We start from the raw sequence: 25,828 nt of genomic DNA, 5'->3' as shown, positions 1-25,828 counted from the left end.
CCCCGGATGACCCAAGATCGCCTCAACCGGTGAAAACGTCGACGACCAACTCGGTGAGGACGCGGTCGATGGGGTTGGCGTAGCCCACCGTTCCGCACTGGTTCCCCGCGAAGTAGAGGCCCACAACGCGACCGGACTGGTCGACGACGGCGGCCCCGGAGTCACCCCGGTCGCCGAAGCGGCCCCCGGCCACCTCGACCCGGACCTGGTCGCGCATCCGGCGCACGCCGAGCCCGTTGCCGTAGTCCAGCTGCACCGTGGCGTCCACCGACACCACCAGCCCCGCGGTCAGCCCGGTCGAGCGGCCGCGCTTGCGGACGGGGGCGCCGACACGGGCCGGGGTGTGCCCGCAGACCCGGCCGATGCCGACGATGGCGGGCGCATAGGGACGACCGGGCGCCAGCCCGATCAGCGCACCGTCCACTCTGGACGACAGCGCCCCGCGGGCGAGGCTGCCGCACACGTCCTCCGCACACCTTCCACCGTCCACTCTGGACGGATGGGTCATCTGGTCGCCGATGGTCCAGCCGTCGTCGACGCACGCGACGTGGAAACTGGTCAGCCCGAGCACCTCCCCGCTGCCCAGCCGATCGGTGACCAGGACGCCGAGGGTGCCCACCGTGACGTACTCGCCGTACTCCGGCGCCTGCGGCGGGCCGAGCCGGATCGGCCTGCACGGTCCCACGCTGATCCCGCCGACCAGCGTCGAGTACGCCTCCGGCGGCGGCTCCGGGGCGGAGTCGGCGCGCATCAGCGCGGTGTGGATCACCACGGTGTCGCGCACCACGTCCACCGGGACGCCCTCGACCTCCCTCGGCAGCAGTTGCCACGCGGGCAAGCGGTCGGCGGGCCGCTTGTCCAGCACCGACACCGCGATCGACAACCGGCCGGTCGGAAGCCCCGCGACGCGCTTCTCGATGATGTCGACGCCGACGACTCCTGGGAGATCGAGAAAGTCGTCTTCGACCCGCCGCTTCACCGGCCGGATCTCGTCCCTGCGCCAGGCCCGGGAATTGCCCGCCATGATGCCCTCCTCGTCAGAGCCGGCATCCGCACATCCCATGAAACACGCGCAGTAAGACAATCGTCACACGACGTCACCCGAACGGCCCTCGGCCGCGTAGGTATTTGCCATAGGAGCAGTGATCAACGCGCTGCGAGGCCTACAGTTCGCAGCCGATCAACACCGGCTCCGGGTGCAACCGGACGCCGAAGGCCGCCCGAACGCCGTCGCGCACCTCGGCGGCGAGCGCCAGCAGGTCAGCGGTGCTCGCCGAGCCCCGGTTGGTCAACGCGAGGGTGTGCTTGGTGGACAAGGAGACCCGGCCGTCCCGCGCGCTGTGCCCCTTGCCGAACCCGGCGCGCTCGATCAGCCACGCGGCGGAGAGCTTCAGGTGCCCCTCGGTCGCCGGGTAGCGCGGCATCGCCACGTCCGCGCCGACCCTGGCCGCGACCCGGTCCAGCACCGCGGGCAGCTCGTCCTCGGCGAGGATCGGGTTGGTGAAGAAGGAGCCGGCGCTCCACGTGTCGTTGTCGACCGCGTCGAGCACCATTCCCTTGCCGCGCCTGAGTTCCAGCACGACCTTGCGCACCTCGCCGACCGGCGCGCGGTCACCGACCTCGACGCCGAGCGTCCGCGCCAGCTCGGCGTAGGCGATGGGCGCCGAGCGCCCGCCGTCGGTCAGGGCGAACCGCGCGCGCAGCACGACGGCGTTGTCCTTGCCCTTGAGCACGCTGGTCCGGTACGCCAGCCCGAGCTCGGCGGCGGGCACCATCCGCACCTGGCCGCTCTCCCGGTCGAGCAGGTCCACCGACACCAGCACGTCGGTGATCTCCACGCCGTACGCGCCGACGTTCTGCACCGGGGTAGCGCCGACGAGGCCGGGGATGCCGGAGAGGCACTCCAGCCCGCCGAGGTCGTTGGCGACGGTGTGCGCGACCACCTCGTCCCAGTCCTCGCCGGCCTCGACGGTCAGCTGCACGCGGCCGTCGCTGAGGCGGTCGATGCGGCGGCCGGAGGTGCCGACCCGGACCACGGTGCCGTCGAAGCCCGCGTCGGAGATCACCAGGTTGGACCCGCCCCCCAGCACGAGCAGCGGTTCCCGCGCGGAGTCGGCGGCGGTGACGACCTCGACCAGCTCGGCCGCGGTGGTGGCGTTGACGAACCGGGCCGCTGGGCCGCCAAGGCGCAGCGTCGTGTGGTCGGCGAGCACGACGGGTTCGGTGGCGGACGGCGGTGTGGTCACGACCGTCAACGGTAGCCTGACGCGCCGTGGCCACCAGCACCGAGACCTCACACGAGTTCCCCTTCCCCGCGCCCGCGCTGCTCGCGGCGCTCACCGACGCCGAGTACCTGCGGGCCAGGCTCGCCGCGGTCGGCGGCGCCAAGGCGGAACTCGTCTCGCACGAGACCACCGTGGGCGGTGAGAGCAAGGCGGTGCTCAAGCAGGGCGTCCCCTCGGACAAGCTGCCGTCCTTCGTGCGCTCGCTGATCAACGGCGACCTGGTGATCGAGCGCACCGAGCGCTGGCGCCAGGCGGGCGAGGGCGCGGTCGGCACCGTGGTGGCCTCGGTGCCAGGGGCGCCGGCGTCGATCAACTGCTCGCTGCAGCTGCGGCCGAGCGCGATGGGCGCGGAGCTGCTGAGCGCGCTGGAGGTGCGGGTCTCGCTGCCGTTCGTCGGCGGCAAGGTGGAGAAGGCGATCGTCGAGCAGATCGGCAGGCTGCTGGACGCGGAGAACACCTTCACGCTGAGCTGGCTGCGCGAGATCTCGTGAGCGGGAACTCGTGAACCAGGCGCGCCGCAAGCCCAGGTTCGCGGCGGGCCGAGCCCGTGCGCTCGGCCTGCCGACCCGGGGCACGACCAACCCCAACCGGCTGCGCAGGGTCGACCGCTGGATGGCGGCGAACCCGCTGGTGACCGAGGTCCTGCGGCGCGCGGCGGACCCGCTGGTCATCGACCTCGGCTACGGCTCGTCGCCGGTGACCACGGTGGAGATGGCCCAGCGGCTGCGCCCGGTCCGCCCCGACCTGCGGATGCTCGGCCTGGAGATCGACGCCGAGCGCGTCGCGGCGGGCGTCGCCGCGGCCGAGCCCCCGCTGCTGGAGTTCCGCAGGGGTGGCTTCGAGCTGGCAGGGCGGCATCCGGTGCTGGTGCGCGCGTTCAACGTGCTGCGCCAGTACACCGAGGCCGACGCGGAGCAGGCCTGGCGCACGATCCTCGACGGCCTCGCCCCGGGCGGGCTGCTGGTGGAGGGCACGTGCGACGAGATCGGCAGGCGCTGCTGCTGGGTCACCCTGGACGCCTCGGGCCCGCTGACGATGACCTTCTCCTGCCTGCCCTCGGACATCGAGGCGCCGTCGGAGCTGGCCGAACGGCTGCCGAAGTCGTTGATCCACCGCAACATCCCCGGTGAGCGCGTGCACGAGCTGCTGTCCGATTTGGACGGTTGCTGGGCGAACGCCGCGCCGTTCGTGCCGTTCGGCCCCCGCGCGAGGTGGGCGGAGGCGGTCCGGATGTTCGCCGAACGCGGCTGGCCGGTGCGCGACAACCACCGCCGCTGGCGCCTCGGCGAGGTCACCGTCGACTGGTCGGCGGTCGCTCCGGAGTCCTAGTGTCGGGACATGGAGCATGCCGAGTTCGTGGATCACATCCTGGTGCAGGCGGCGGCGATGCGAGGCGCGGCAGTGGAAGCGGGGCCGGACGCCGAGGTCCCGTCGTGCCCGGGCTGGACGGTGCTCGACCTCGTGCGCCACATCGCGAGGGTGCACGCCCGGGTCGGCGAAATCCTTGTGGCGGAAGACATCACGGTGCGCCCGGACTTCCCGCGGGCACCGCAGCGGTGGGACGAGCTGCTGGAGTGGTGGGACACCGCGCTCAGCACGATGGTCCGCCGCTTCACGGACCTGGACCCGCTCGCACCGACCTGGATGTTCCCCGGGGCGGCGGAGCGCACCGTGCGGGCGTGGGCCCGCAGAATGGCGCACGAGACCGCGATCCACCGGCTGGACGCGGAACTGGCGCTGGGCGTGGAGTCCCGGCTGACCTTCGCCCCGGAGTTCGCGGCGGACGGCATCGACGAGCGGCTGGGTCTGCGGGCGATCGGTGACTCCAGCGCGGTGACCACGGGCGGCACGATCCTGTTCCACGCCGCCGACGCGGGCCGGGCGTGGACCATGACCGTGCGCCCCGGCCAGAATCCCGAGGTGACGTCGGCACCGGACGCGGCGATGCACACCGACGCGGTGGTGGCGGGCACGGCGGACGCGGTCTACCGCGCGGTCTGGGGGCGCCCGAGCACCGCCGTGACCACCGGTTCACATGAGCTTGTGGAAAGTCTCCCCCGCCTCTGAACGCTTGGCGCGCATAGGGTGTCGGGCATGGAGCACGCCGACCTCGTCGCACAGATCATCGAACACTCGGCAGCACTGCGGGACGCGGCGGTCAAGGCGGGACCGGACGCCGCGGTGCCGACCTGCCCGGAGTGGACCGTCGGCGACCTGGTCGCGCACGTGGCCCGCGCGCACGGCTGGGTGCGGTCGATCATCGAGGCGGGACCGGCGACGGACCGGGCCGAGTTCCCCGAGGTGCCGACGGGCTGGGAGCGGTTGCTCAGCTACTGGCAGGAACAGACTTCCCTGCTGGCGCAACGACTTCGCGCGGCGGGCCCGGACGCCGAGGTGTGGACGTTCCTGCCGGACCTGCCACAGCGGGCGCACTTCTGGAGCCGCCGCATGGCGCACGAGACCGCGATCCACCGGCTGGACGCGGAACTGGCGCTGGGCGTGGAGTCCCGGTTGACCTTCGCCCCGGAGTTCGCGGCGGACGGCATCGACGAGGCCCTGGGCTGGACCCCGTTGGTGGCGCTCCGCGACACCCACGCCTCCGGGACGATCCTCTTCCACGCGGCGGACGCGGGCCGCGCCTGGACCATCGTGCTGCGAGCGGGGAAACCCGCCGAGGTGACGCCGTTGCAGGACTCGGCGATCAACACGGACGCGACGCTTGCGGGAACGGCGGACGCGGTCTACCGCGCGATCTGGAACCGCCCGAGCACGGCGATCCGCACCGGCGACCAGTCCCTCTTCGCCGCCCTCCCCACCATCTAGCGCGCCGACGAAGGCGGCACGGGGTGTTTCCGGCCACGGCACAGGCGGGCAGGGCATCGCTCGATCGTGGTGGCCTGACAGACTGACCAGCCATGTCCAGCGCTGAACGCCGCTACGTCATCACCCTCGGCTGTCCCGACCGCTCGGGGATCGTCGCCAAGATCTCGACGTTCCTCGCGGAGTTCGGCGGATGGATCGTGGAGGCCGCCTACCACACCGACCGCGACACCAACTGGTTCTTCACCCGCCAGGAGGTCCGCGCGGACTCGCTGCCCTTCGACGCGGCCGAGCTGCGCAGTCGGTTCGCCACGGTCGCCGCCGAGCTGGGCAGCCGCACCGACTGGCGGGTCTCCGACACCGGGGTGCCGCGCCGCGTGGTGATCCTCGTGTCCAAGGCCGGGCACTGCCTGTACGACCTGCTCGGGCGGGTCGCCTCCGGTGAGCTGGACGTGGACGTGCGCGCCGTGATCGGCAACCACGCCGACCTGGCCGGGATCACCAGAGCGCACGGCATCCCGTTCCACCACGTGCCCTTCCCCGGCCCCGGTGAGAACCCGGAGGGCAAGGACGCGGCCTTCAACCAGATCCGGCAGATCGTCGACTCCCACCACCCGGACGCCGTGGTGCTCGCCCGGTTCATGCAGGTGCTGCCGCCGGAGCTGTGCGCGGCGTGGGCGGGCAAGGCGCTCAACATCCACCACAGCTTCCTGCCGTCGTTCATCGGCGCACGGCCCTACCACCAGGCCTACACGCGCGGGGTGAAGCTCGTCGGCGCGACCTGTCACTACGTCACGGCAGAGCTCGACGCCGGGCCGATCGTGGAGCAGGACGTGATCCGGGTCGACCACACCGACAGCAGCGCCGACATGGTCCGCAAGGGCCGCGACATCGAGAAGGTCGTGCTCGCCCGTGGGCTGCGCTGGCACATCGAGGACCGCGTGCTGGTGCACGGCAACCGGACCGTGGTGTTCCACTGAGAACGAGTGAACGATCCGTTCACTGCTTCTTCGTGAGCGCGAGCAGTGGGAACACCGGCTCGTAGTCCTGCCCGTAGCCCACGAACGAGCCCTCACCGGACACCGCGAGCCCGTACCGCGCGCCCAGCGCCTCCACGCGGGAACGCTCGTCACGCGCTCCCGGCAACGCGGGATTGCCCTCCGCGAGCCGATGCGCCGCCCGCTTGTCCACGGTGCACACGAACACACCGCCGCGCCGGAGCACGCGAGCGACCTCGCGCACCACCGCCTCGGAGTCGGGCATCAGGTGCAGCAGCCAGATCGCGGTCACTGCGGAGACGCTGTCCGACGCGACCGGCAGGCTCCGCGCGTCGGCTCGCGCCACGCGTCCTGGCAACCGCCGCGACGCGTGTCCCAGCATCGCCGAGGAGAGGTCAACGCCGATCACCGGGCGCGCCATCGCCGCCGCGACGATCCCGGTCCCCACCGCAACGTCGAGGACCGGACCGGCGGGCAGCAGCGTCTCGATCGCGGTCGCGGCCGCCCGAGCACGCGGCTGGCCGCCCCGGCTCTCGTCATAGCGGGCGGCCTCGACCTCGTAGTCCGGCATGGTCATGTCGCCGGACGCCCCAGTCCTTCGACGACCTCGGCGAACGCCAGCCGCGCGAGCACGTCCCCCGGCACCAGCAGCTTGCTGTGGCGCACGCCGCTGCCGATCACCAGTTCCGGCGCGGCTGCGACGGCGGTGTCCAGCAGGATCGGCCAGCCCTCCGGCAGCCCCAGGGGCGTGATGCCGCCGTAGGCCATGCCAGTCAGGCTGACCGCCTCGTCCATCGGTGCGAAGGACGCCTTGCGCGCGTCCAGGCGCTTGCGGGCGAGGCCGTTCACGTCGGCCCGGGTGGTCGCCAGCACCAGGCAGGCGCCGAAGCGCACCACGTCGCCGCGCTTGCCGCTGATCACCACGCAGTTCGCCGATGCCTCCAGCGGAGAGCCGTACTTCTCGCAGAAGGCGGCGGTGTCGGCCAGCTCCGGATCGATCTCGGCGACCCCGACGCGGTCCCGGTCGGCGTCGGGCAGCGCGCTGAGCGCCTTGGCGACCGGCTCGGCGAGCAGTTCGGGGTGGTCCGTCGCGGGCACGACGGTGAGGCTTCCGGCGATGGTCCAGGTCATGCGCCCAGGCTAATCACAACCCGAAAGCCTTCAGCGCCGCGGCGTTGAAGGCGTCGAGGTCCTTCGGCGTGCGGCTGGTGACCAGGTGCCACCCGTTGCCGGGACACACGAAGACCTCCTCGTCCACCCACTCCCCACCGGCGTTGCGGATGTCGGTGGCCAGGCTGGGGTAGGAGGTCAAGGTCTTGCCCCGCAGCACATCCGCCTCGACGAGCAGCCAGGGCGCGTGGCAGATCGCCGCGATCGGCTTGCCGGCGGCGATGAAGTCCCGCACGAACCGCACGGCGTGCGGGTTCATCCGGAGCTTGTCCGCGTTGGCCACCCCACCGGGCAGCACCAGACCGGCGTAGTCGGCGGGCGCGGCGTCCGCGAGCGCGACGTCCACAGAGAACTCGTCGGCTGGTTCCAGATGGTTGAACCCGCGCACCGTGCCAAGCTCCGGCCCGATCAGTCGTGGTTCGGCGGGCACGTCCAGCACGGCCTGCCACGGCGAGGTCAGCTCGACCTGCTCGATGCCCTCGTCGGCCACCATGAACGCGATTCTCTTCAGGTACTCGGCCATGCACTACGGCTACCCACGGCGGGGCCGGTCACACGCCACGCAGCCACTCCCCCAGCAGCGCCCGCACCCGAGGGCGGTGCGTGATCAGCGGCGCGGGCGTCGGCAGCACTTCGAGCCGCCCGCGGGGGAAGGCGGCGGCGACCGCGGCACCCACTTCCTGCGGGTGCTGGCCGTCGCCGGTCGCCGCGATCACGAGCACGTCGGCGGTCACGTCGGCCACCTGCGCCGGATCGGTCAGCGGGGCCTGGCCGGGCAGGGCGACGAGCGCGTCACCGAGCCGCAGCAGCGCGTCGATCCTGGTCTCGACGTAGTCGCCGAGGTCGATCCCGGCGGGCAGGTGCTCCAGCACGAGCTCGCGCAGCTCGTCGCGGTCACCACGGGCCACGGCGGCGGCTTGGCGCAGCAGCGGCAGGTCCGGGTCGGTGCGCGGCCGGTCGAGCGCGGCGGGGATCAGCAGCGCCAGCCGCTCGAAGCGCCGCGGCTCGCGGGCGACCAGGTTGATCAACGCGGCGGCGCCGAGCGAGGTGCCGATCGCGGCGGTCGCGCCGACCTCGGCGGCGATGGCGTCCACGTCGTCGGCGACCCGCTCGTAGCGCCAGTAGCCGGACGGGGCGTCGGGGGCGTCGCCGTGGCCGGGCAGGGTCAGCACCACCCGGGTTCCGGACAGGCCCGAGGCGGGCAGCCTGGCCTCGCCGGGCGTCGTTCCCAGACCGGGCACGACGAGGGTGACCGGGTCACCCGAGCCGTGCGCGTGCCGGAGAACCCGGCTCACCAGCGGGGGCCGCGCTGGACCTCGACCACTCTCGGCCGCACGTCGACGATGTAGACCAGCACCGCGACGAGCCCGGCCATCCAGAAGAACGTCCCAGGACCGCCGAACTGGAACAGGACCAGGGCCGCGGTACCGCCGCCGGAGATGCCGAGCCAGGCCGGCTTGGTGAGCTTGTCCGCGACGGTGAAGGCATCGGCACGCTGCATCAGGGCGTGGCCGAACGCGTAGACACCGAACGGGATCGCCGCCCAGTAGATGAGGAGCAGAATCACTGCGTCAGGCCTAAGCACAACTCCAGCGTACGGGCTGAGCCGCCGGTCGGGAGCCCCAGGAAGTCGCGGCATGGATCAGGGCCCCTGATCCACGGGAGTGATCAGGGGCCCTGTCCGGGGGTGCTGCGGCTCAGGCGTTGGCCTTGCCGTTGGTGCTCTTCTTCGCCGCGGTGGACTTGGCGGCGGGCTTGGCGGCCTCGGTGCGGTTGGCGGCCTTGCGGGTGGTGCTGCGGGTCGCGGAGGCGGCCTCGGCACCGGCGTCGACGACGGCCTCGGCCACGTCCTCGGCGGCGCGCTCGGTCGCGTCGGCGACCTTCTCACCGGCGGCACGGGTGCGGCGGGTGACCTTGCCGAGCACGTCGTCGGCGAGCTCGCGGACGTCGGTCACGACCTCCTCGACGCGGCCCTGGGCGACCTTGGTGCCCTCCTCGACCTGGGACAGCGCCTTCTGCAGCTGCGGGGTGTTGCGCAGGGTCTCCAGCGCCTCCTCGCCGCGCTCGGCGAGGTAGCCGTAGAGCTGCAGGGCGGCCTGGGTGTAGGCGTCGACGAGCTTGCGCAGCTCGGCGGGCTCCAGCTTGGCGCGCAGGCCGGTCAGGTCCTTAGGCAGCTCGTCGGCGGCGGACTTGGCGGCCTCGGCGCCGTCCTTGGCGGCCTCGCGGGCCTTGCCGAGCGCGTCGACGACGGCCTTGGCGGCCAGGTCACCCGCGCCGAGCGCGGCCAGCAGCGGGGTGCGGGCCTGCTCCAGCACCGTGGTGACGACGGCGCTCGCCTGCTCGCGGGCGTTGCGGACATCCTGGGCGGTCGGCAGCGTAGCCATGGTTGTTCTCTCCTCAGTGATCGCGAGTGTCGTTCGACGGGTCGCCTTCGTCGTCCGCGTGGTCCTTCTTGTCCACAGTGGACGGTGTGGCGCGGTTCTCCCGCCTGAAGGTTTCGTAGACGTCGAGCAGCACCTGCTTCTGCCGCTCGGTGAGTTCGGTGTCGGCGAGCACGGCGTCGACGACGACACCGCCCTCGCGCTCCTCGAGGATTCCGGCCTGCACGTAGAGCGCCTCGGCCGAGATCCGCAGCCCCTTGGCGATCTGCTGCAGGATCTCCGCGCTCGGCTTGCGCAGCCCCCGCTCGATCTGGCTCAGGTACGGGTTGGACACCCCGGCCTGCTTCGCCAGCTGCCGCAAGGAGATCTGCGCGTTGGAGCGCTGCGTCCGGATGTACTCACCAATGTCGCGGACCGTGCCGACAACGGCCTCGTTGACGTCGCTGACGGCTTTCTCGACCCGGCCCATCCGGCCACCTCCTCTCGCTGTTACCCGACAGTACGCACACGTGCTAGCTCTTGCAAGCAGAGTGCTTGCACCGGGGCGGTGGCCTTGCCCACACTCGCCGGTACTACCGTCGCGACGTGCGCGAACAGGCCTCGGCACTGCTCACCGTCGCGGCGGGCGGCATCCTCGGAGCCCTCGCCAGGTACGGCATCGCCGCCGCGGTGCCGGTCCAGGCGGCGGGCTTCCCCTGGTCCACCTTCGGCGTGAACGTCATCGGCTGCCTACTCATCGGGATGCTGATGTCCTTGCCCGCCAAGGGTTTGCGCCGCCTGTTCCTCGGGACGGGCGTACTCGGCGGCTTCACCACGTTCTCCGGCTTCGCGGTGGAGACCGAGCGCCTGCTCGCCGGTGGACACCTCCTGCTGACAGGGCTCTACGTCGTCGGCACGCTGCTCGCGGCGCTCGCCGCCGTCGCGATGGGGGCGAGGCTCGCGCGATGACCGTCCTCCTCGTCGCACTCGGAGCCGGAATCGGTGCGCCACTGCGGTACCTGGCGAGCCAGCGCCTGGGCATCCGGGGAATATTCGCCGTCAACGTGCTCGGCTCGTTCGTGCTCGGCGCGCTCACCGGCGCGGCCGCGTCGACCCCTGCCGTCGCGTTGCTCGGCACCGGGTTCTGCGGCGCCCTGACCACCTACTCGACCTTCGGCTACGACACCTTCCACCTGCTGGAGCAGGGCGCCAGGCGGACCGCGCTGCTGAACGCGCTCGGCAGCATCGTGGCCGGGGTCCTGGCGGCGGCCGGGGGCTTTGCCGCAGGCACTGCCCTGTTCGGCTGAAGGCGCGGAGCGGCCCGGCGGGTTACCGTGAACGCCGAGGTGCGCCATGGGCGAATGGAGCAAGCGCAAGGCACAACGGCTGCGCAACCGGATGGCCGCGACGCTGGCCAACCAGGGCGCGTTGACCGACCCCTACTGGCGCGCGGCCTTCGAACAGGTGCCGAGGCACATGTTCCTGCCGCGCTTCTTCCGCCCGCACGCCGACGGTGGCTGGACGGCGGTGGCCGACTCCGACCACGAATGGCTCGACCTGGTCTACTCGGACTGGGTGTGGGTGACGCAGCTGGACTGCGACGACCGCCGCTGGGAGCTCGCCAGGCGGCAGGGCCGGATCTCCGGCACCGCGACCTCCTCGTCCAGCATGCCGACCATCATGGCGGTCATGCTCGACGCGCTGGGCATCCGGGGCGGCGAGAAGGTGCTGGAGATCGGCACCGGGACCGGCTACAACGCGGCCCTGCTGTGCCATCGGCTCGGCCCGCGCAATGTGTCCACAGTGGACGTTGATCCGATCGTCCTGCGCAGGGCGGCCGCGAACCTGGAGCGCGCGGGCTACCGGCCGGTCCTGGCGACCGCGGACGGAGAGTCGGGCTACCCACCGACCGCGCCCTACGACCGCGTGCTCGCCACCTGCGCCGTGTCCCGGATCCCGTTGCCCTGGTTGGCACAGACCGTCGTGGGTGGACAGATCGTCACCACGCTGCACCGGCCGATCGGCGCCGGTCTGGTGCGCATCACCGCGGGCCGCAACGGCACGGCCGAAGGCACCGTGCTGCCCGCGGACGGCAGGTTCATGCCGTTGCGCGCCCACCGCGGGCCGGAGGTGACCGAGCTGCTGCGTCCCGTCGCCGACCGGTCCGCGCCGTCGGCAACGACCACCCTCGGCATGAACGTGGTGACCAGCCCGGCGAGCGCGTTCGAGTTCTTCGCGGGCCTGGCGCTGCCCGGAGTCCGCCACGCGGCCGGGACCGCGGACGGCGACGTGCGGCAGAGCTGGTTGCTGCACCCGGACGGCTCGTGGGTCCGGCACACCTCCGAGCGGGGTCACCACCGGGTCGAACAGGGCGGCCCGCGACGGCTGTGGGACGAGACCGAGCTGGCCTACGAGCGGTGGCGCGAACTCGGCGAACCGCGACGCGAACAATTCCGGGTGACGGTGAGCAAGGACGGCCAATGGCTGTGGCTCGACGAGCCTTTCGGAGGACACCACTGGGAACTGGAATCCGCGTAATCTGACGCGGTGATCTGCCCGAAATGCAATGACGTGATGATCTCCTATGAACGCAACGGCGTGCACGTCGACCAATGCCGGGGCTGCAAGGGCCTGTACTTGGACTTCGGCGAGCTCGAACAGCTTGTAGCCGCCTCCAGCAGGCACTACGAGCGCAAGCGGCGCGAAGCCGACGAGAGTCGGCCGGAAACCGAGGAAGAGCGGAAGAAGAGGAAGAAGGACGAGGAGGACGATTTCATCGAGGGAATCCTCGACTTCATCATCTGACCAGCACGGCAAAGTCTAGTCGTTCTTCCAGAACACAGCAGAAGTACCTGCATGGAAATGCATTCATTCACCGGGGCCCAGGCCTTCGGCCGCATCGCCTGCCCCCTCCACTGAGCGCGGTAGGCCGCGTATCGCGGATGTCCCGTCCTCGGTGGCCGGACGTCACCGCGCGAGCACAACCGAGCGCCTTCCAGTTTCCTGATGCGGTTCATCCGCTCCCGTGCAACTCGGCGCCACCCCGCGCCGTATGTGATCAAGGAAGCCCTTTCGACCACGGGAGACGAAGTGCGCAGAGCCGTCGGGCTGGTTGCAGCTGGCGCGCTGGTCGGCGCCGTCATCGGCGCCATCGGCAGCGTGGTCGGCGATCTGCGCGAGGTCGAGACCGCCACGACCACGCCACCCGCGGGCACCCAGTCCGACAGCAGGGCGGCGCGCGCCATGCCGCCGGATCCGCTGCCGGAGATGACCTTCATCCCCCCGGAGGGCGGCGCCCCCAAGGGCGAGAACGAGCGGAAGACCCAGCGGGGCACCTGCTCCGTCGATCCGAGCTACCACGACAAGGACACCAAGGGCATGGTCGCCGCGGCCGCCAAGGCGTGGAAGAAGGCGAAGGAGGAGGCGGCGACCAAGGGCGTCACCCTGTGCGCGCACGAGGCGAAACGCAGCGTCGCGGCGCAGGAAGCCGAGTTCGAGGAAGCTCTGGAGCGCTACAACGGCGACCGCGAGCTGACCGAGCGGTACGTGTTACCGCCTTCTAAATCTTTGCATGTGAGCGGGCTCGCAGTGGACGTGCAGCCCCGCGCATCGGCAGCATGGTTGGAGCGCACCGCCGGGTCACTAGGCTGGTGTCGCCGATATGCCAACGAACCCTGGCATTTCGAGTACAACAGGGACTACGCCGACTCGGGTTGTCCGGCTCTCAAGCCGCATCCGTGAGGCGCTGGGGCATACCGTCCGCACTGACATCAGTGCCCCCCGAGGTGTGGACGGTGTGACTGGGTCGCCCGGGTCAGCGCATGCCGGGCGGCCCAGTGCCACCATCCCCGCCGAGCCGAGCCGTACTCAGGCGACGAGGCAGAACGGATGCCCCGCCGGATCGGCGTAGACCCGGAACCCGTTGTTGGATGTGCCCTGCGTCTCGCCGAGCGGCCGGGCACCCAGCGCGACCGTGCGCTCGTGCTCGACGTCGATGTCGTCGACGCGGATGTCCAGGTGCAGCATCTGCGGACGCTCCCCCTCCGGCCAGGTCGGCGCGCGGAACCCCGGGTCGCGCTGGAAGCTCACCGTGCCCCCACCCGGACCAGGGCCGGTCACGGTCGCCCAGTTGTCGTCACCTTCGACGCCGTTCCAGCCGAGCAGCTCGTTGTAGAACGCCGCGAGCGCCAACGGTTCCGGGCAGTCGAGCACCACGGACTCCAGCTGAAGGCTGCGCTTCTCGGCCATGCCGTTCCTCCCACTGCTAACCACTGAGAATTTTACGAGGGTTACTAACCAGTGTTCGGAGTATGACGGTTAGCCGGGCGGGTCGCAACCGTTCCCGGTCGTACAGTGGACCGGTGACCGCCTGGAACACCGACCACGACGTGGATCTCCTGCTCGCGTTCCTGAATACCCGCGACGAGGAGAAGCACACGGACGTCCTCGACGACGTCGACGAGTGGCGGCTCTGGGCGAGGTCCAACGACGTCTCGGCACCCGGTGAGCCCTCCGACGTGCGGCAGCTCCGGGACGCGCTGCGCGAGGCGGTCGCGGGCCGCGAGCACGTCCCGGACATCGCGGTGGACCTGCGCACCGAACTGCGCGGCGGCATCCCGGTGCTCGCGCCGACCACGGCGGCGGGCACGTTCCTCGCGGCGGCGCTGCGGCTGGCCATCGCGGGCGACTGGGACCGCTTCAAGATCTGCCCGGCGCACAACTGCCAGTGGGCCTTCTACGACCGCTCCCGCAACCGCTCGCGGTCGTGGTGCTCGATGCGGGTGTGCGGCAACCGGGAGAAGGCCCGCGCCTTCCGCGAACGCGCCAGGCCCTGACCGGCCGGCGCCAGGAGAACCCGGGCAGTAAGAAGCCCCGGCGTCGCGGGGGCAACGCGACGCCGGGGCTGTAAACCCGACCCGGCCGGGCGCGGTCGGTCGGAATCGGGTGGTACCGGGGTGTTCACAGTGGGGTGTTCACAGTGGACGGACTGTCGGGGCCGAGCGGGGCGGGCGCCCACGGGCTCATCGGCGGGGGAACCGAGATCCGGCACGGCTCAGGACAAAAGCGGCCGGAGGGAACCCGTGGGCGCCGCGCCGGTCGGGAAGGGCGTCACGACCGTTGCACAGACGGTCGGCGCCGAAGCATGAGCAAGATCAACTAGAACTGCGCACACCCCAACCGCGCCAGCGGTGCGGGGTTCAGTCCGGGGAGGTGGCCGGGCGGCTCAGGAAGCCCGCGACCGGAACGACACCGTCGCCGTAGACGACGCCGGTCACCGACAGCGCCGGCGTCGGGGGGAGCAACGTGGCGGGCAGCCCGGCGGCCGTGCGCTGAGGACCGCCCTCGGTGAGGCCGTTGCTCGCGGGCGAGGTCCCGGTCTGCACCGGGTTCGGACCCGAGTCCTCGCGCGGCAGCGTGGGGACTCGGTCCTTCTTGGAGTCACCGGCGCCGTCCGGCGAGAGCGCGGAACGCGCGAGGCCGGCCTTGGCGACGTGCTGGACGGTGGTGTGCCGGACCGCGGCGCTCTCGACGGGGGCCTCGGCGGGCGGCGGGACGTCCGGGGCGGGCAGCGTGACCACGGGCCCGGGGTCGGGCAGCGGGAGCGGCCTCGGCCGTTCAGCGGAGACCTCTCCGGAGGAGTGGTTGCCCAGCGGCGGGTCCTCGGGACCGGCCGGGAGCAGGTTCGGCAGCTCGGGGTCGGGGATCGGCAACGGCTTGGTCGTTCCGGAGCCTCCGGATCCCGGGTCCTCGGCCGGGTCGGTCGCGGGCGGCGTCAGCCGGAGCCGCAGCAGGTCCTTGACCAGCTGGCGCAGCTCGGAACGGCGGGACGCGGGGTCGGCCTGCTCGCTGGTCCCGGCGACCTGCTCGGTCTCCTGGGGTCGCGGGGCCGCCGTGACGGCGGGGGCGACCGAGCGCACTCGGGCCGAGGAGCCCCTGCCGGTCGCAGCCGGTTCGACGAGAGCGTCGGCCCGCGTCGCGGCATCCGCCGGTCGCTGGCCCTGCTCCAAGACGACCGACGGGCTCAGAACGTCGACGCGGGCCGACGTCTCGTCGGCATTCGCGGTGGTGGCCGTAGCCAGCCAGGTGGCCGCAGCCAGACCACCCATGACGGCCAGCCGTACGGCAACAGCGCGCAGCCTCTCTCCCCAGCTGCGCACCGTTCCGGTGCTGGACACCGTCACCACCACCTGCCGATCACCAAAGACGTAACACGCTCGGGAACCGCTGCGATTGACAATGTTTGTTCCACCCGGCGCCGTTGGCGAGCCTACCCGCAATTAACCACCCGGAAAGGCTGCTCGGTGCTCCACTCGGGGGTGGGCCGCTGGCCTGCGATGACGGTGCGTGGCTCCACCCGGTCGAGTGAGCGCTCGGCGCACGCGTGACGAGCGCGTCCGACCTGGCGTTCCGGTGCCCCCTCGATCCCCGGCGGCGCAGCTGTTCCTACGCAGAGTAACCGGGGTAGATCACTCGTGTTCCGGCCGATGACCTGGCTTTTCACCGCCGGTACCGGCACCGGGGATGTACCGGGGAACCGCACCGCGGTCCTGTTTGCCCGATCGAGCCCTGATCATCTGGAGATCTTTGGGCCGAAGGGTGTGCTCCGTTCGCGAGCCCCGGGCGTGTCGGCCCACCCGATCCGGCGAGCGGTGGATCCCGTGCGGTGCGCGGCCGAGTCCCATCGCCCGGGGCACCACCGACGACCGCACGAAGGGGAGAGCGTTGTGGACGGAGAGGGCGAGACAGCCGGGACGGCTGACACGGCGGGGGCTTCGGGGGAGGACGAGCTGCCGCGGCTGGTCACCAGGGCGAAGGCGGGCGAGGAACGGGCGTGGCGGGCGCTCGTCGAGCGCTACCAGCGACTGGTGTGGGCGACCGCGCGGGCGCACCGGCTCACCAGGGCCGACGCCGCCGACGTCGCCCAGCTGACCTGGCTGAGGCTGGCGGAGCGGCTGGACACGCTGCGCGATCCGGAGCGGCTGCCCGGCTGGCTGGTGACCACAGCCCGCCGCGAGGCCTTGCGGGTTCGGGCCGACCGGTACCGGGAGACGCCGCTGGAGCCGCCACTGCTCGACCGGGCCGAGCCGGGCGGTGGCCCGGAGGACGAGCTGATCAGCGCGAACAGCCGCAGGGAGCTGTGGCGGGCGTTCGCCGACCTGCCGGAGCGGTGCCAACGGCTGCTGTGGGTGCTGGCCTTCCAGCCGGGTGTCGGCTACGCGCGGCTGGCCAGGTCGCTGGGCATCGCCGAGAGCAGCGTCGGACCGATGCGGCTGCGGTGCCTGCACACGCTGCGCCGCAAGCTCGCGAGGACGGGAACGGGCCGATGACGCTCCTCACCGACCTCTGCTCGCTGCTGCGGGAGCTCGATCCCCCGCAGGAGACCCACGCGGCGAGCCTGGCCGCGGCGCGTCGGCGGTTGGGAGCGGACCGGCTGCCGCAGGTGGCCGACTCGTCCTGGCCGGGCGCCCGCGCCCGGGGCCCACGACGGCTGCTGGCGTACGCGGGCAGCGGGGCGACGCTCGACGTCGACCTGGTGCCGATGGGCGGACGGCTCGACATCGCGGGCGCGCTCGCCGCGCCGCCCGGCTTCGAGCTGGAGCTGTGGCATCCGGAGGGCACGGTCGGCGAACTCGGTCCCGGCGGACGGTTCGCGGTGCGCGACGTGCCCGCCGGGCCCATCAGCTTCGTGCTTCGGAGCGCGGGATCGCGGCCTCTGGCAACGGACTGGGTGCGCGTCTAGGAGGCGAGCTTGTGCAGCCTCCGCACGGCCTCGTCCAGCACCTCGTCACGCTTGCAGAAGGCGAAGCGCACGAGGTGCCGCCAGTTCTCCTTGTTGTCGGTGAAGACCTGCACCGGCACGGCGGCGACGCCGATCCGCTCGGGGAGAGCACGGCACAGCTCGTAGCCGTCCTCGAACCCGAGCGGGCGGACGTCGGCGCAGACGAAGTACGTGCCCTCGCTGGCGTGCACGCCGAACCCCGCCTCCGCGAGTCCCGCGGAGATCCGGTTTCGCTTGTCCTGCAAGGAAAGCCGCTGCTGCTCGACCCAGTCGAGCTCGGTGCGCAGGGCGTGTGCGACGGCGGGCTGGAACGGCGCGCCGCCGACGAAGGTGAGGAACTGCTTGGCGGCGCGGGCGGCGGCGACCAGCTCGGCGGGACCGCAGATCCAGCCGATCTTCCAGCCGGTCGCGCTGAAGGTCTTGCCGGAGCTGGAGATCGTCAGGGTGCGCTCGGCCATGCCGGGCAACGAGGCGAGCGGGGTGTGCGTGCGGCCGTCGAAGAGCAGGTGCTCGTAGACCTCGTCGGTGATCGCGATGACGTCGTGCTCCTGGCACAGGCGGGCGATTTCGGCGAGCTCCTCGGCGGTGTAGACGGTGCCGGTCGGGTTGTGCGGGGTGTTGACCAGGATCGCTCTGGTCCGAGGTCCCATCGCGGCGCGCAGCCCGTCCAGGTCCAGGGCGAACCGGTCGCCGTCCGGCACCAGGGAGACGACCTTGCGCACCGCTCCGGCCAGCGCGACGGAGGCGGCGTAGGAGTCGTAGTACGGCTCGACCAGCACGACCTCCTCACCCGGCTCGACCAGTCCGAGCAGTGCCGCGGCGATGGCCTCGGTCGCGCCAACGGTGACCAGGACCTCGGAGTCGGCGTCGTAGACGGTGCCGTAGCGGCGGCGGTGCTCCACGATCGCCGCACGCAGGTCGGGCTGTCCGGGGCCCGGCGGGTACTGGTTGACGCCGTCGGCGATGGCGGCCCGCGCCGCGTCGAGCATGCTCGCCGGACCGTCGGTGTCCGGGAAACCCTGACCGAGGTTGACCGCACCGGTGCGCTGGGCGAGTGCGGTCATCTCGGCGAAGATCGTCGAGGTGAACGGCTGGAGCCGGGAGACGAGAGCACGATTAGCCACGTCGTGATCCTGCTTCCTCGACACCCCGCCGGCCAAACACCGGTAAGAATCGAGGGGTGGCCCCCCTGACACCCCGAGAGCACGTGAAGCTGCGCGACCTGCGCAGGATGAAGCTGGTGGCGCTGTGCTTCCTGCTCGGGGCCACGCTCGTCTTCGCCGTCACCAGGTGGCAGGAGTCACTCGGCGCTCCCGGCTGGGTCGGCTACGTCCGGTCGGCGGCCGAAGCGGGCATGGTCGGCGCGCTCGCCGACTGGTTCGCGGTGACCGCGCTGTTCCGCCGCCCGCTCGGGCTGCCGATCCCGCACACCGCGATCATCCCGACCCGCAAGGACGACCTCGGCCGCAACCTCGGCACCTTCGTCGAGACGAACTTCCTGTCCGAGGACGTGGTGCGGGACAAGCTGCGGCGGGTCGGCTTCTCCGCCAGGCTCGGCGAGTGGCTGGCCAAGCCGGAGCACGCGGACCGGGTCACCGCGGAAGCCGCGACCATCGTGCGGGGCGCGGTCGCCGTCCTGCGTGACGAGGACGTGCAGGCGGTGCTGGAGCAGGCCGTGCTGCGCAAGATCGTCGACCGCCCGTGGGGACCGCCGCTGGGCAGGCTGCTCGGCCAGATGTTCGCCGACGGCACCCACCACCGGCTGGTGGACCTGCTCTGCGACCGCGCGCACGAGTGGGTCCGCGACCACCCCGACGCGGTGTCCAAACTGGTCAGCGACCGCGCGCCGAGCTGGTCGCCGAAGTTCATGGACAGCCTGCTCGCGGAGCGGGTGAACAAGGAGCTGGTGAAGTTCACCGCCAAGGTGCGCGCCGACCCGGACCACCCGATGCGCGAGGCGATCGACAAGTTCCTCACCGAGTTCGCCGACGACCTCCAGCGCGATCCGGAGACGATGGAGCGCGCCGAGCAGCTCAAGCAGCAGGTGCTCGCCCACCCCGACGCGCAGAAGCTGACCGGATCTGCGTGGAGCGCGGCCAAGAAGATGCTGCTGGCCGCCGCCGAGGACCCGTCGAGCGAGCTGCGGAAGCGGCTGCGGGACGGGCTGCTCAAGCTCGGCGACCGGCTGGTCTCCGACCCGGCGCTGCGGGCGAAGTCCGACGGCTGGCTGGAGGGCGCCGCGATGTACGTGGTGGTCAACTACCGGAACGAGATCAGCGGGCTGATCACCGAGACCGTGCAGCGCTGGGACGCGGAGGAGGCCTCGCGCAAGATCGAGATCCAGGTCGGGCGGGACCTGCAGTTCATCCGGATCAACGGCACCGTTGTCGGCGCGCTCGCCGGGCTGCTGATCCACACGGTCAGTCAGATCCTGTTGTAGCTCAGGCGATTCCGATCGACGACCGAGCCGGCTCAGCCAGGCCGTTCCAGGCGAGGCCGATGCGGCGGACGGCCTCGGTGAGCTGGTCCTCCGGCAGCGTGTAGGGCAGCCGCATCCAGTGCTCCAACCCGCCGTGCGCGGCGAAGCGCGAGCCGGGAACGACCTGCACACCGAGCCGGTTCACGGCCATCGCCAGCTGGGTGCTCAGTGGCTTTCCCAAGTCACACCAGAGGTTCAGCCCACCTCCAGGCCGATCGACCGTCCACTCAGGACAGTGCTCGGCGAGCAGGCCGATCATCATGTCCCTGCGGTGCGCGAACTCCTTCCTGCGCGGCGCGAGCACGGTGTCGCCCTCGGCGAGCAGCTCGCCGAGCACGAGCTGCTCGAAGGCCGGGGAGCCGAGGTCGAGCGAGGGCCGGGCCTCCGCCAACCGGTGCACCAGCTCCACGGGCGCGCGCAGCCAGCCCAGCCGCAGCCCGCCCCAGTACGCCTTGCTCGCCGACCCGGCCGCGACGACCCAGTCCTCGGCGAAGGCGGACAACGGCGGCGGGCCGTCCAGCGGGTCGCCCTCCAGGTCCAGCTCGACCAGGGTCTCGTCCACCATGGTCAGCGTCCTGGTCCGGCGCAGCGCCGCCGCCAGCCGCTCCCGGTCCGCCGCCGGCATCCGCAGGCCGGTGGGGTTCTGGAAGTCCACGACGAAGTAGGCCAGCCTCGGTGCGGCTTGGCGCAGGGTGGCCTCGACGCTGTCCAGGTCCCAGCCGTCCGGACCGAGCGGAACCGCGACCGGCAGCGCGTGCGCCGCCCTGATCCCGTCCACGGCGGAGGGATAGGTCGGGTTGTCCACGAGCACCCGCTGCCCCGGGCCGACGTGCAGCCGCAACACCAGCGCGAGCGCGTGCTGCGCCCCATTGGTGATCATGACCTGGTCGGGCGTCGTCGGCAGGCCGCGCTCGGTGTAGCGCCGCGCGATGAGCTCCCGCGTCTCCGGCAGCCCGAAGGAGTGGTAGCCGTGGCTGGGCAGCAGCTCGGGCAGCCGCAGCCGGGCTCGGTCGACCGCGGCGGCCAGCTCCGGCGGCGCGAACGGCGACGCGTGCGCCATGTCGATGACCTCCGGCGGCGGGTGCAGCGCCCAGCCCGTCAGGTCGGGTTCCTTGCCGGGCACCGAGATCCACGAGCCCGCGCCGCGCCTGCTGGCGACCATGCCCGCGTCCCGCAGCGCGTCCATGGCCGCGGTGACCAGGGTGCGGCTGACGCCGAGCGCCTCGGCGAGCTCGCGCTCGGCGGGCAGCCGGGTGCCGACCGGCAACCGCCCGTCCAGGATCAGCAGCCGCAGCGCCGCGGCGAGGTCCACGGCGGCGCCCCGGCCGTCCGGCCGCCGCCACGATCCCAGGAAACCGGCCAATCGACCGCCCGCGATCCGGCTTCCCGCCGGAAGAGAGACACCCATGCGGCCAATTGTTCAGAATTGGCTCTCGAAGTAAAGGCCAATCGCTTCGCAGGATGGCGGCATGGCATCCGTGGACCTCAGCGCCCTCCCGCTCTCCTACCGGCCCCTCCGCCGCTTCACCCAGCTCTTCGCCGGTCTCGCCCTCTACGGCGCGAGCATGGGGCTGATGGTGCGGGCGGGCCTGGGCCTGGACCCGTGGGACGTGCTGCACGAGGGCCTCACCACGCGCATCGGCCTGAGCTTCGGCACGGTCACGGCGATCACCGGCCTGGTGGTCCTGCTGGCCTGGTTACCGCTGCGGCAGGTGCCGGGCATCGGCACGGTGGCCAACGTCGTCGTGATCGCACTCGCGGTGGACGCGACCCTGGCCCTCCTGCCCGAGGTGACCGTCCTGTGGGCCCAGGTCGTCGCGATGGTGGCCAGCGTGGTGCTCAACGGCCTCGCCTGCGCGGTCTACGTCGGCGCCCGGCTCGGCCCCGGCCCGCGCGACGGCCTGATGACCGGTCTCGCCGCGCGGACCGGTGCCTCGATCCGCTTGGTGCGCACCGGAATCGAGCTGAGCGTTCTGGTGCTCGGCTGGCTGCTCGGCGGCACCGTCGGCGTGGGCACGGTGCTCTACGCGCTGGGCATTGGACCGGCGGTGCAGTTCTTTCTGCCATCCGTGGCATTGCGTGCGCCCACCCGGGTGCAAACGGCCTCGTAGATCTTCGTTGTCGGTTCCGCCCTCTAATGTCGAGGGGTGCCGCTGATCGACATGGCTGAGCGCGCCGGCGTCCGCATCGACGGCGACGTGCGAGCCAACGAGGACCAGATAGTCGTGCTCCCCCATGCCGTCGTCCTGCTCGACGGCGCGACCACGCTGCAACCACGCGCCCGCTCCGGGGGCTGGTACGCCGAGTGCCTCGGCGACTACCTCCGGCGCGGGCTGAGCAGGGACCCCTCGGTCGACCTCACCGAACTGCTGGAGACGGCGATCGGCACGATGGCCGAGGACTACAGCCTCAAGCCGGGCAGCTCCCCGTCGAGCACCGTGGCGATGGTGCGCTGGACCGACGACCACGTCGACGCCCTGGTCCTCGCCGACAGCCCGGTGGTGACCTTCACCATCGGCGACGTGCACGTGGTCAGCGACACCCGGCTGGCCAACCTGCCCCGCCCCAGCAGCAGCTACCGCGAGCACCTCCGCGAAGGCGGCGGGTACGGCGAGGAGCACGTGGAGCTGCTGCGCTCCTCGGCGGCGGAGGTCGGCGCGTGGCGCAACCGCGAGGGCGGTTTCTGGGTCGCCGAGGCCGACCCGGCCGCGGCAAGACAGGCGATCCGGTCCAGCTGGCCGAGAGACCAGGTGCAGAGCGTGGTGATGGCCAGCGACGGCGTCTCCTGCGGCGTGGACGACTACGGCCTGTTCGCCGACTGGACCGCCCTGCTCGACCAGGCCTCCGATGAAGGACTGCACGCGGTCCTGGACGCGGTCCGCACGGCGGAGGCCTCAGACCCGGACGGCAAGCGCTGGCCCCGGCCGAAGCTGCACGACGACCAGGCTCTCGTCCTGATCCACTTCGACGACGACTGGCTCCCGGACTTCATGCGCTGACCGCCCGCCGCACTCCACCCCCGTTCTCGTGCGAAAGACCACGGGGGTGCGAGGGAGCGGGACGGAAAACAAACGAACCCCCACCGGATCCGGTGGGGGTTCGTGATGTTCATGTGTTGTGGCCAGGGGCGGGGTCGAACCGCCGACCTACCGCTTTTCAGTTTCAGAGTGAGCGTTCAGGGAGTAGCCCCGTGTTGCTCCCATGCCCCCGTGCGCGCGTGGGCCGACTGGCGTGGCCGGGGTTTCGCGCTATGGAAACTTAACGCGCAAAAGAGCACTCTCGTTTCGCGCTAAGGCTCCATAACGCGAAACGAGGGGCGCGTGGGTGTGGGTGCCAGGGGGCGGTGCGGTGGTGTTACCACGTGGAGGACCTCCCTAGGCTTGAGCTCCTATGTGGTGCTCGCCCGTAGAAGCTCACCCAGCCAGGATAAACGTACATCGATGTAAGTTACAGAGTTGTGCGTTTCTGGCGGCACGCGCTCACACCGCCGGCGCGGCGCGCTCGCGACGGGCCAGCACGAGCTCACGCAGCTCTGGCGGGGTCAGCCACCGGCGTCCCCGGTGGATCATCCTGTGGCAGTTCGAACACAGGATGACCAGATCGTCGAGCTTGCTCTGCACTTCGCCAGACACGTGGAGCGGAACGGCGTGGTGGCACTCGGCGAACCTGGCTCCCCGATCACCGTAGACCTTCTCAAAGTCGAAGCCGCAAACCTCGCACTCCAAGCAGTTCTTCTCCCGCAGCACAGAGTTGATCTTCTTGTTCCGCAACGGCCGGTTGCGCTCTCGCACGAGGTGACGCCGCAGCAGCAGCCGTCCCTCGTCAGCACCATCGCCGTCCTCATCGTCCGGGAGATCGGGAAGCCCTTCGAACTCGCCGTTCTCCACGCCTCGGAGGATGCCGCGGGCGACCTCTTCCATCTCCTCAGGGCGTTCGAGGAAGTCCAGGAGCACCTCACTGTCCAGCCTGTTACCCCTGGTCTGCTTTCCCGGATAACCAGGAAGGCGAGTTGCGAGGTCGGCCGTCTTACGTTTGACCCCGTTGAGGTTGCGGTACTTCGGCCCCCGCACCTCCGCCGGGTGCGCGCCGAGCTTCTGCAAAGTCTTCGACAGCTCGATCACTCGGTCGTCGTCGGTGCTCAGGGCGCGCCAGCCGTTCTGCTTCAACAAGTCGCAGGCGAGGATGATCTCCTCGCGAGTCCAGGCAGGACCTCGAACCTCCTGGACGGAGAACGTGAGTCCTTCCAAGATCTCCTTGGCTCGCTTATCAGGGAGGGGATCGGTGCCCTCGACTGGCGAACCGCCGGGCAGATACCCGTACGCAGCCCCCACGATGGTCGCCACGTCATACTCCCGGCCGTCGTGCTTCAGCAGGTACCAGCGGTTCTCGTGGTAGCCGTACCGCGCCAGGAACGCTTCTCTGCCAAGGCGATCGAACTCGTGGACTGCGGCAAGGACCGCCGCAGCGGTGAGGTCAGAGGAGCCCATAGCAAGTAGCTTATTTGCTAGAGCAACGCTGAAAAAGATCGTCGGCCCACCCGGTCCCGCACCACACGTCGCGCAGAACGAGCCCCAGGAACGACAGAAGCCCCAGCCGATGCGGCTGGGGCTTCTTTTCGCAGCTCATGTGTTGTGGCCAGGGGCGGGGTCGAACCGCCGACCTACCGCTTTTCAGGCGGTCGCTCGTACCAACTGAGCTACCTGGCCTTGCTCCCAGAAACCTGGGAGCTTGGCGACCCCGACGGGACTCGAACCCGCGACCTTCGCCGTGACAGGGCGACGCGCTAACCAACTGCGCCACGGGGCCTCGTGGCATTTCCTTACTGCGAACTACGGTACTGCGTGCCCCCAACGGGATTCGAACCCGCGCTGCCGCCTTGAAAGGGCGGAGTCCTAGGCCGCTAGACGATGGGGACCAGGCCAGTTCGGTGACCAACCCGACCTTGCCTCCCGGCTGTCCGTTGGGAGTACCGAAAGCATAGGGCAGAGGGTCCAGCAAATACAAAACGGGGGTCCCCAAGGACCCTGACCTGCGAAAAGGACTTGTCGGAGCTGACAGGCTGAGCTCATGCGGGAGTTCCCCCTGCGCGGCAGAACCGCGCTCGTGACCGGGGTCAGCAGGCGGGCCGGAATCGCGTTTGCCGTGGCAGAGCGCTTGGCGAGCCTCGGAGCGGATGTGCTCGCGCACTCGTGGGAGCCCCATGACGCCGACCAACCCTGGGGTGCCGACCCACTTGGTGTGATCTACGTCATCGAGGAACTGCGGCGGCGACTGCCCGAGGGAGCTGGGCGAATCGAGCACGTGGCTGCCGACTTCGCCGACCCCGAGGCGCCCGCCGCGGTGGTCGACGCGACCGTGGCCGCGTTCGGCGCGATCGACATCGTGGTGGCGGCTCACGCGCGCAGCAGCGAACAGGGCCTGACCGAGCTGACCGCTGCCGAGCTCGACCTGACCTACGCCGTGAACGTTCGGGGGTCGCTGTTGCTCACGCAGCGCTTCGACGCCGTGCGCGACCACGACCGACCGGGCGGACGGATCGTCCTGTTCACCTCCGGGCAGCACTACGGCGCGATGCCGAACGAGCTGCCCTACGTCGCCTCCAAGGGCGCCCTGCAGCAGGTGACCGCGAGCCTGGCGGGCGCTCTCGCACCGAAGAGAGTGACCGTGAACTGCGTGAACCCCGGCCCGGTTGACACCGGGTGGGCCACCGAGGAGACACGGGACCGGGTGGCCGGGCGGATGCCGATGGGGCGCTGGGGGCAGCCGGGCGACACCGCGGACCTGATCGGCTGGCTGGTGACGGACGCGGGGGCCTGGATAACCGGGCAGACACTCGTCAGTGACGGCGGCTGGGGACTCCGGATGTGAACGGCGAACACGGGAAGTAATGGCGCCGACACGCGACGCGGGGAATCAATACCGATTTGGCCTATTGC

The 25,828-nt window shown here is 71.1% G+C and carries 31 protein-coding genes and 3 tRNA genes; 17 read left to right on the top strand and 17 right to left on the bottom strand.

Translation table 11 applies throughout. The features are described 5' to 3' along the window. Positions 1 to 22 precede the first annotated feature (22 nt). Positions 23 to 1,024 carry a chymotrypsin family serine protease gene (locus tag ACFFQA_RS14645; RefSeq protein ID WP_377852482.1) on the bottom strand — a complete coding sequence of 334 codons (1,002 nt, stop codon included), beginning with the start codon at positions 1,022 to 1,024 and terminating at the stop codon, positions 23 to 25. 139 nt (positions 1,025 to 1,163) lie between these two features. Next, positions 1,164 to 2,246: a UDP-N-acetylmuramate dehydrogenase gene (locus ACFFQA_RS14640; RefSeq protein ID WP_377852480.1), complete on the bottom strand. Its 1,083-nt coding sequence runs from the start codon at positions 2,244 to 2,246 to the stop codon at positions 1,164 to 1,166. Between the two features lie 26 nt (positions 2,247 to 2,272). Here ACFFQA_RS14640 and ACFFQA_RS14635 point away from each other — a divergent pair, with 26 nt between their 5' ends. From ACFFQA_RS14635 to purU, 5 genes are all read left to right on the top strand, one after another. Beyond that, positions 2,273 to 2,776 (top strand): DUF2505 domain-containing protein, encoded by a 504-nt coding sequence (locus ACFFQA_RS14635; protein ID WP_377852478.1) that lies wholly within the window; start codon positions 2,273 to 2,275, stop codon positions 2,774 to 2,776. 10 nt (positions 2,777 to 2,786) lie between these two features. Further along, complete coding sequence (locus ACFFQA_RS14630; protein ID WP_377852476.1) at positions 2,787 to 3,614, top strand: class I SAM-dependent methyltransferase; 828 nt, start codon at positions 2,787 to 2,789, stop codon at positions 3,612 to 3,614. 9 nt (positions 3,615 to 3,623) lie between these two features. Further along, positions 3,624 to 4,352 carry a maleylpyruvate isomerase family mycothiol-dependent enzyme gene (locus ACFFQA_RS14625; protein ID WP_377852474.1) on the top strand — a complete coding sequence of 243 codons (729 nt, stop codon included), beginning with the start codon at positions 3,624 to 3,626 and terminating at the stop codon, positions 4,350 to 4,352. Positions 4,353 to 4,379: 27 nt separating this feature from the next. Continuing rightward, on the top strand, positions 4,380 to 5,108 hold the full coding sequence (locus tag ACFFQA_RS14620) for a maleylpyruvate isomerase family mycothiol-dependent enzyme (protein WP_377852472.1): 729 nt from the start codon (positions 4,380 to 4,382) through the stop codon (positions 5,106 to 5,108). Positions 5,109 to 5,200: 92 nt separating this feature from the next. After that, positions 5,201 to 6,085, top strand: coding sequence for a formyltetrahydrofolate deformylase (purU, locus tag ACFFQA_RS14615; protein ID WP_377852469.1), 885 nt, complete (start codon positions 5,201 to 5,203; stop codon positions 6,083 to 6,085). A gap of 19 nt (positions 6,086 to 6,104) precedes the next feature. On the opposite strand, the gene ACFFQA_RS14610 is transcribed toward purU, so the two are convergent. The 7 genes from ACFFQA_RS14610 to ACFFQA_RS14580 form a co-directional block, all read right to left on the bottom strand. After that, entirely contained in the window at positions 6,105 to 6,680 is a 576-nt protein-coding gene (locus ACFFQA_RS14610) for a class I SAM-dependent methyltransferase (protein WP_377852467.1), read from the bottom strand. Further along, positions 6,677 to 7,234, bottom strand: coding sequence for a YbaK/EbsC family protein (locus ACFFQA_RS14605; RefSeq protein ID WP_377852466.1), 558 nt, complete (start codon positions 7,232 to 7,234; stop codon positions 6,677 to 6,679). Before ACFFQA_RS14605 ends, ACFFQA_RS14610 begins: the two co-directional genes overlap by 4 nt. A 13-nt stretch (positions 7,235 to 7,247) precedes the next feature. Beyond that, positions 7,248 to 7,796 carry a type 1 glutamine amidotransferase domain-containing protein gene (locus tag ACFFQA_RS14600; protein ID WP_377852464.1) on the bottom strand — a complete coding sequence of 183 codons (549 nt, stop codon included), beginning with the start codon at positions 7,794 to 7,796 and terminating at the stop codon, positions 7,248 to 7,250. A 28-nt stretch (positions 7,797 to 7,824) separates the two neighbouring features. Beyond that, the gene (locus ACFFQA_RS14595) at positions 7,825 to 8,568 is read right to left on the bottom strand and encodes an alpha/beta fold hydrolase (protein ID WP_377852462.1); all 744 of its coding nucleotides are present in this window, start codon (positions 8,566 to 8,568) and stop codon (positions 7,825 to 7,827) included. Further along, entirely contained in the window at positions 8,565 to 8,840 is a 276-nt protein-coding gene (locus ACFFQA_RS14590) for a DUF2516 family protein (protein WP_377852460.1), read from the bottom strand. Before ACFFQA_RS14590 ends, ACFFQA_RS14595 begins: the two co-directional genes overlap by 4 nt. 130 nt (positions 8,841 to 8,970) lie before the next feature. Then, positions 8,971 to 9,657: a hypothetical protein gene (locus ACFFQA_RS14585; protein ID WP_377852458.1), complete on the bottom strand. Its 687-nt coding sequence runs from the start codon at positions 9,655 to 9,657 to the stop codon at positions 8,971 to 8,973. Between the two features lie 13 nt (positions 9,658 to 9,670). Beyond that, positions 9,671 to 10,123 (bottom strand): helix-turn-helix domain-containing protein, encoded by a 453-nt coding sequence (locus tag ACFFQA_RS14580; protein WP_377852456.1) that lies wholly within the window; start codon positions 10,121 to 10,123, stop codon positions 9,671 to 9,673. Positions 10,124 to 10,239: 116 nt separating this feature from the next. On the opposite strand from ACFFQA_RS14580, the gene ACFFQA_RS14575 reads away from it, so the two are divergent. From ACFFQA_RS14575 to ACFFQA_RS14555, 5 genes are all read left to right on the top strand, one after another. Beyond that, the gene (locus ACFFQA_RS14575; protein ID WP_377852454.1) at positions 10,240 to 10,602 is read left to right on the top strand and encodes a fluoride efflux transporter FluC; all 363 of its coding nucleotides are present in this window, start codon (positions 10,240 to 10,242) and stop codon (positions 10,600 to 10,602) included. Next, a complete protein-coding gene (locus tag ACFFQA_RS14570) occupies positions 10,599 to 10,940 on the top strand; it encodes a fluoride efflux transporter FluC (protein ID WP_377852452.1) in 342 nt (113 codons plus the stop codon). The genes ACFFQA_RS14575 and ACFFQA_RS14570 overlap by 4 nt, the downstream gene beginning before the upstream one ends. Positions 10,941 to 10,986: 46 nt before the next feature. Continuing rightward, on the top strand, positions 10,987 to 12,171 hold the full coding sequence (gene tgmC / locus ACFFQA_RS14565) for an ATP-grasp peptide maturase system methyltransferase (protein ID WP_377852450.1): 1,185 nt from the start codon (positions 10,987 to 10,989) through the stop codon (positions 12,169 to 12,171). A gap of 36 nt (positions 12,172 to 12,207) precedes the next feature. Next, entirely contained in the window at positions 12,208 to 12,438 is a 231-nt protein-coding gene (locus ACFFQA_RS14560) for a TFIIB-type zinc ribbon-containing protein (RefSeq protein WP_377852448.1), read from the top strand. Positions 12,439 to 12,639: 201 nt separating this feature from the next. Beyond that, complete coding sequence (locus ACFFQA_RS14555; RefSeq protein WP_377852446.1) at positions 12,640 to 13,374, top strand: D-alanyl-D-alanine carboxypeptidase family protein; 735 nt, start codon at positions 12,640 to 12,642, stop codon at positions 13,372 to 13,374. Positions 13,375 to 13,500: 126 nt separating this feature from the next. On the opposite strand, the gene ACFFQA_RS14550 is transcribed toward ACFFQA_RS14555, so the two are convergent. Beyond that, positions 13,501 to 13,881: a VOC family protein gene (locus ACFFQA_RS14550; protein ID WP_377852444.1), complete on the bottom strand. Its 381-nt coding sequence runs from the start codon at positions 13,879 to 13,881 to the stop codon at positions 13,501 to 13,503. 113 nt (positions 13,882 to 13,994) lie between these two features. Here ACFFQA_RS14550 and ACFFQA_RS14545 point away from each other — a divergent pair, with 113 nt between their 5' ends. Next, entirely contained in the window at positions 13,995 to 14,468 is a 474-nt protein-coding gene (locus ACFFQA_RS14545) for a CGNR zinc finger domain-containing protein (RefSeq protein ID WP_377852442.1), read from the top strand. A 363-nt stretch (positions 14,469 to 14,831) separates the two neighbouring features. On the opposite strand, the gene ACFFQA_RS14540 is transcribed toward ACFFQA_RS14545, so the two are convergent. Next, complete coding sequence (locus ACFFQA_RS14540; RefSeq protein WP_377852440.1) at positions 14,832 to 15,809, bottom strand: hypothetical protein; 978 nt, start codon at positions 15,807 to 15,809, stop codon at positions 14,832 to 14,834. 549 nt (positions 15,810 to 16,358) lie between these two features. On the opposite strand from ACFFQA_RS14540, the gene ACFFQA_RS14535 reads away from it, so the two are divergent. Both ACFFQA_RS14535 and ACFFQA_RS14530 read left to right on the top strand, forming a co-directional pair. After that, the gene (locus tag ACFFQA_RS14535; protein WP_377852438.1) at positions 16,359 to 16,961 is read left to right on the top strand and encodes an RNA polymerase sigma factor; all 603 of its coding nucleotides are present in this window, start codon (positions 16,359 to 16,361) and stop codon (positions 16,959 to 16,961) included. Next, a complete protein-coding gene (locus tag ACFFQA_RS14530) occupies positions 16,958 to 17,374 on the top strand; it encodes a hypothetical protein (protein WP_377852436.1) in 417 nt (138 codons plus the stop codon). The genes ACFFQA_RS14535 and ACFFQA_RS14530 overlap by 4 nt, the downstream gene beginning before the upstream one ends. On the opposite strand, the gene ACFFQA_RS14525 is transcribed toward ACFFQA_RS14530, so the two are convergent. Further along, positions 17,371 to 18,537 carry a pyridoxal phosphate-dependent aminotransferase gene (locus ACFFQA_RS14525; protein ID WP_377852434.1) on the bottom strand — a complete coding sequence of 389 codons (1,167 nt, stop codon included), beginning with the start codon at positions 18,535 to 18,537 and terminating at the stop codon, positions 17,371 to 17,373. The two genes, ACFFQA_RS14530 and ACFFQA_RS14525, sit on opposite strands and share 4 nt — an antisense overlap. A gap of 107 nt (positions 18,538 to 18,644) precedes the next feature. Between ACFFQA_RS14525 and ACFFQA_RS14520 the strand changes: the two genes are divergently transcribed. Continuing rightward, positions 18,645 to 19,853: a DUF445 domain-containing protein gene (locus ACFFQA_RS14520; RefSeq protein WP_377852641.1), complete on the top strand. Its 1,209-nt coding sequence runs from the start codon at positions 18,645 to 18,647 to the stop codon at positions 19,851 to 19,853. Position 19,854: 1 nt separating this feature from the next. Here ACFFQA_RS14520 and yczR read toward each other — a convergent pair whose 3' ends face one another. Beyond that, positions 19,855 to 21,300, bottom strand: coding sequence for a MocR-like transcription factor YczR (gene yczR / locus ACFFQA_RS14515; RefSeq protein WP_377852432.1), 1,446 nt, complete (start codon positions 21,298 to 21,300; stop codon positions 19,855 to 19,857). Between the two features lie 61 nt (positions 21,301 to 21,361). Between yczR and yczE the strand changes: the two genes are divergently transcribed. Together yczE and ACFFQA_RS14505 are read left to right on the top strand one after the other, a co-directional pair. After that, positions 21,362 to 22,003 (top strand): membrane protein YczE, encoded by a 642-nt coding sequence (yczE, locus tag ACFFQA_RS14510; RefSeq protein ID WP_377852430.1) that lies wholly within the window; start codon positions 21,362 to 21,364, stop codon positions 22,001 to 22,003. Between the two features lie 36 nt (positions 22,004 to 22,039). Continuing rightward, positions 22,040 to 22,891, top strand: a complete 852-nt coding sequence (locus ACFFQA_RS14505) for a protein phosphatase 2C domain-containing protein (protein ID WP_377852428.1) — start codon at positions 22,040 to 22,042, stop codon at positions 22,889 to 22,891. 480 nt (positions 22,892 to 23,371) lie between these two features. Here the strand turns inward: ACFFQA_RS14505 and ACFFQA_RS14500 are convergent, their stop codons facing one another. The 4 genes from ACFFQA_RS14500 to ACFFQA_RS14485 form a co-directional block, all read right to left on the bottom strand. Next, a complete protein-coding gene (locus ACFFQA_RS14500) occupies positions 23,372 to 24,379 on the bottom strand; it encodes an HNH endonuclease (RefSeq protein ID WP_377852426.1) in 1,008 nt (335 codons plus the stop codon). 145 nt (positions 24,380 to 24,524) lie between these two features. After that, positions 24,525 to 24,598 (bottom strand) — tRNA-Phe (locus tag ACFFQA_RS14495). A 23-nt stretch (positions 24,599 to 24,621) separates the two neighbouring features. After that, positions 24,622 to 24,698 (bottom strand) — tRNA-Asp (locus ACFFQA_RS14490). A gap of 36 nt (positions 24,699 to 24,734) precedes the next feature. Beyond that, positions 24,735 to 24,807, bottom strand: a tRNA-Glu gene (locus tag ACFFQA_RS14485). Between the two features lie 152 nt (positions 24,808 to 24,959). Between ACFFQA_RS14485 and ACFFQA_RS14480 the strand changes: the two genes are divergently transcribed. After that, positions 24,960 to 25,760 carry an SDR family oxidoreductase gene (locus ACFFQA_RS14480; protein ID WP_377852424.1) on the top strand — a complete coding sequence of 267 codons (801 nt, stop codon included), beginning with the start codon at positions 24,960 to 24,962 and terminating at the stop codon, positions 25,758 to 25,760. The last annotated feature ends 68 nt before the right edge of the window (positions 25,761 to 25,828 follow it).

This window comes from Allokutzneria oryzae (genome assembly GCF_042429765.1).
GTDB lineage: Bacteria > Actinomycetota > Actinomycetes > Mycobacteriales > Pseudonocardiaceae > Allokutzneria > Allokutzneria oryzae.
The sequence above is the reverse complement of the archived record's forward strand: the minus strand, read 5'-3'. Positions and strand labels throughout refer to the sequence as shown.

Coding starts and splice junctions, on each gene's coding strand:
- ACFFQA_RS14645 (WP_377852482.1), bottom strand. CDS start 1,024: ATGGCGGGCAATTCCCGGGCCTGGCGCAGGGACGAGATCCGGCCGGTG.
- ACFFQA_RS14625 (WP_377852474.1), top strand. CDS start 3,624: ATGGAGCATGCCGAGTTCGTGGATCACATCCTGGTGCAGGCGGCGGCG.
- ACFFQA_RS14620 (WP_377852472.1), top strand. CDS start 4,380: ATGGAGCACGCCGACCTCGTCGCACAGATCATCGAACACTCGGCAGCA.
- purU (WP_377852469.1), top strand. CDS start 5,201: ATGTCCAGCGCTGAACGCCGCTACGTCATCACCCTCGGCTGTCCCGAC.
- ACFFQA_RS14610 (WP_377852467.1), bottom strand. CDS start 6,680: ATGACCATGCCGGACTACGAGGTCGAGGCCGCCCGCTATGACGAGAGC.
- ACFFQA_RS14605 (WP_377852466.1), bottom strand. CDS start 7,234: ATGACCTGGACCATCGCCGGAAGCCTCACCGTCGTGCCCGCGACGGAC.
- ACFFQA_RS14600 (WP_377852464.1), bottom strand. CDS start 7,796: ATGGCCGAGTACCTGAAGAGAATCGCGTTCATGGTGGCCGACGAGGGC.
- ACFFQA_RS14585 (WP_377852458.1), bottom strand. CDS start 9,657: ATGGCTACGCTGCCGACCGCCCAGGATGTCCGCAACGCCCGCGAGCAG.
- ACFFQA_RS14580 (WP_377852456.1), bottom strand. CDS start 10,123: ATGGGCCGGGTCGAGAAAGCCGTCAGCGACGTCAACGAGGCCGTTGTC.
- ACFFQA_RS14570 (WP_377852452.1), top strand. CDS start 10,599: ATGACCGTCCTCCTCGTCGCACTCGGAGCCGGAATCGGTGCGCCACTG.
- tgmC (WP_377852450.1), top strand. CDS start 10,987: ATGGGCGAATGGAGCAAGCGCAAGGCACAACGGCTGCGCAACCGGATG.
- ACFFQA_RS14560 (WP_377852448.1), top strand. CDS start 12,208: ATGATCTCCTATGAACGCAACGGCGTGCACGTCGACCAATGCCGGGGC.
- ACFFQA_RS14555 (WP_377852446.1), top strand. CDS start 12,640: ATGCGGTTCATCCGCTCCCGTGCAACTCGGCGCCACCCCGCGCCGTAT.
- ACFFQA_RS14550 (WP_377852444.1), bottom strand. CDS start 13,881: ATGGCCGAGAAGCGCAGCCTTCAGCTGGAGTCCGTGGTGCTCGACTGC.
- ACFFQA_RS14530 (WP_377852436.1), top strand. CDS start 16,958: ATGACGCTCCTCACCGACCTCTGCTCGCTGCTGCGGGAGCTCGATCCC.
- ACFFQA_RS14520 (WP_377852641.1), top strand. CDS start 18,645: ATGAAGCTGGTGGCGCTGTGCTTCCTGCTCGGGGCCACGCTCGTCTTC.
- yczR (WP_377852432.1), bottom strand. CDS start 21,300: ATGGGTGTCTCTCTTCCGGCGGGAAGCCGGATCGCGGGCGGTCGATTG.
- yczE (WP_377852430.1), top strand. CDS start 21,362: ATGGCATCCGTGGACCTCAGCGCCCTCCCGCTCTCCTACCGGCCCCTC.
- ACFFQA_RS14500 (WP_377852426.1), bottom strand. CDS start 24,379: ATGGGCTCCTCTGACCTCACCGCTGCGGCGGTCCTTGCCGCAGTCCAC.
- ACFFQA_RS14480 (WP_377852424.1), top strand. CDS start 24,960: ATGCGGGAGTTCCCCCTGCGCGGCAGAACCGCGCTCGTGACCGGGGTC.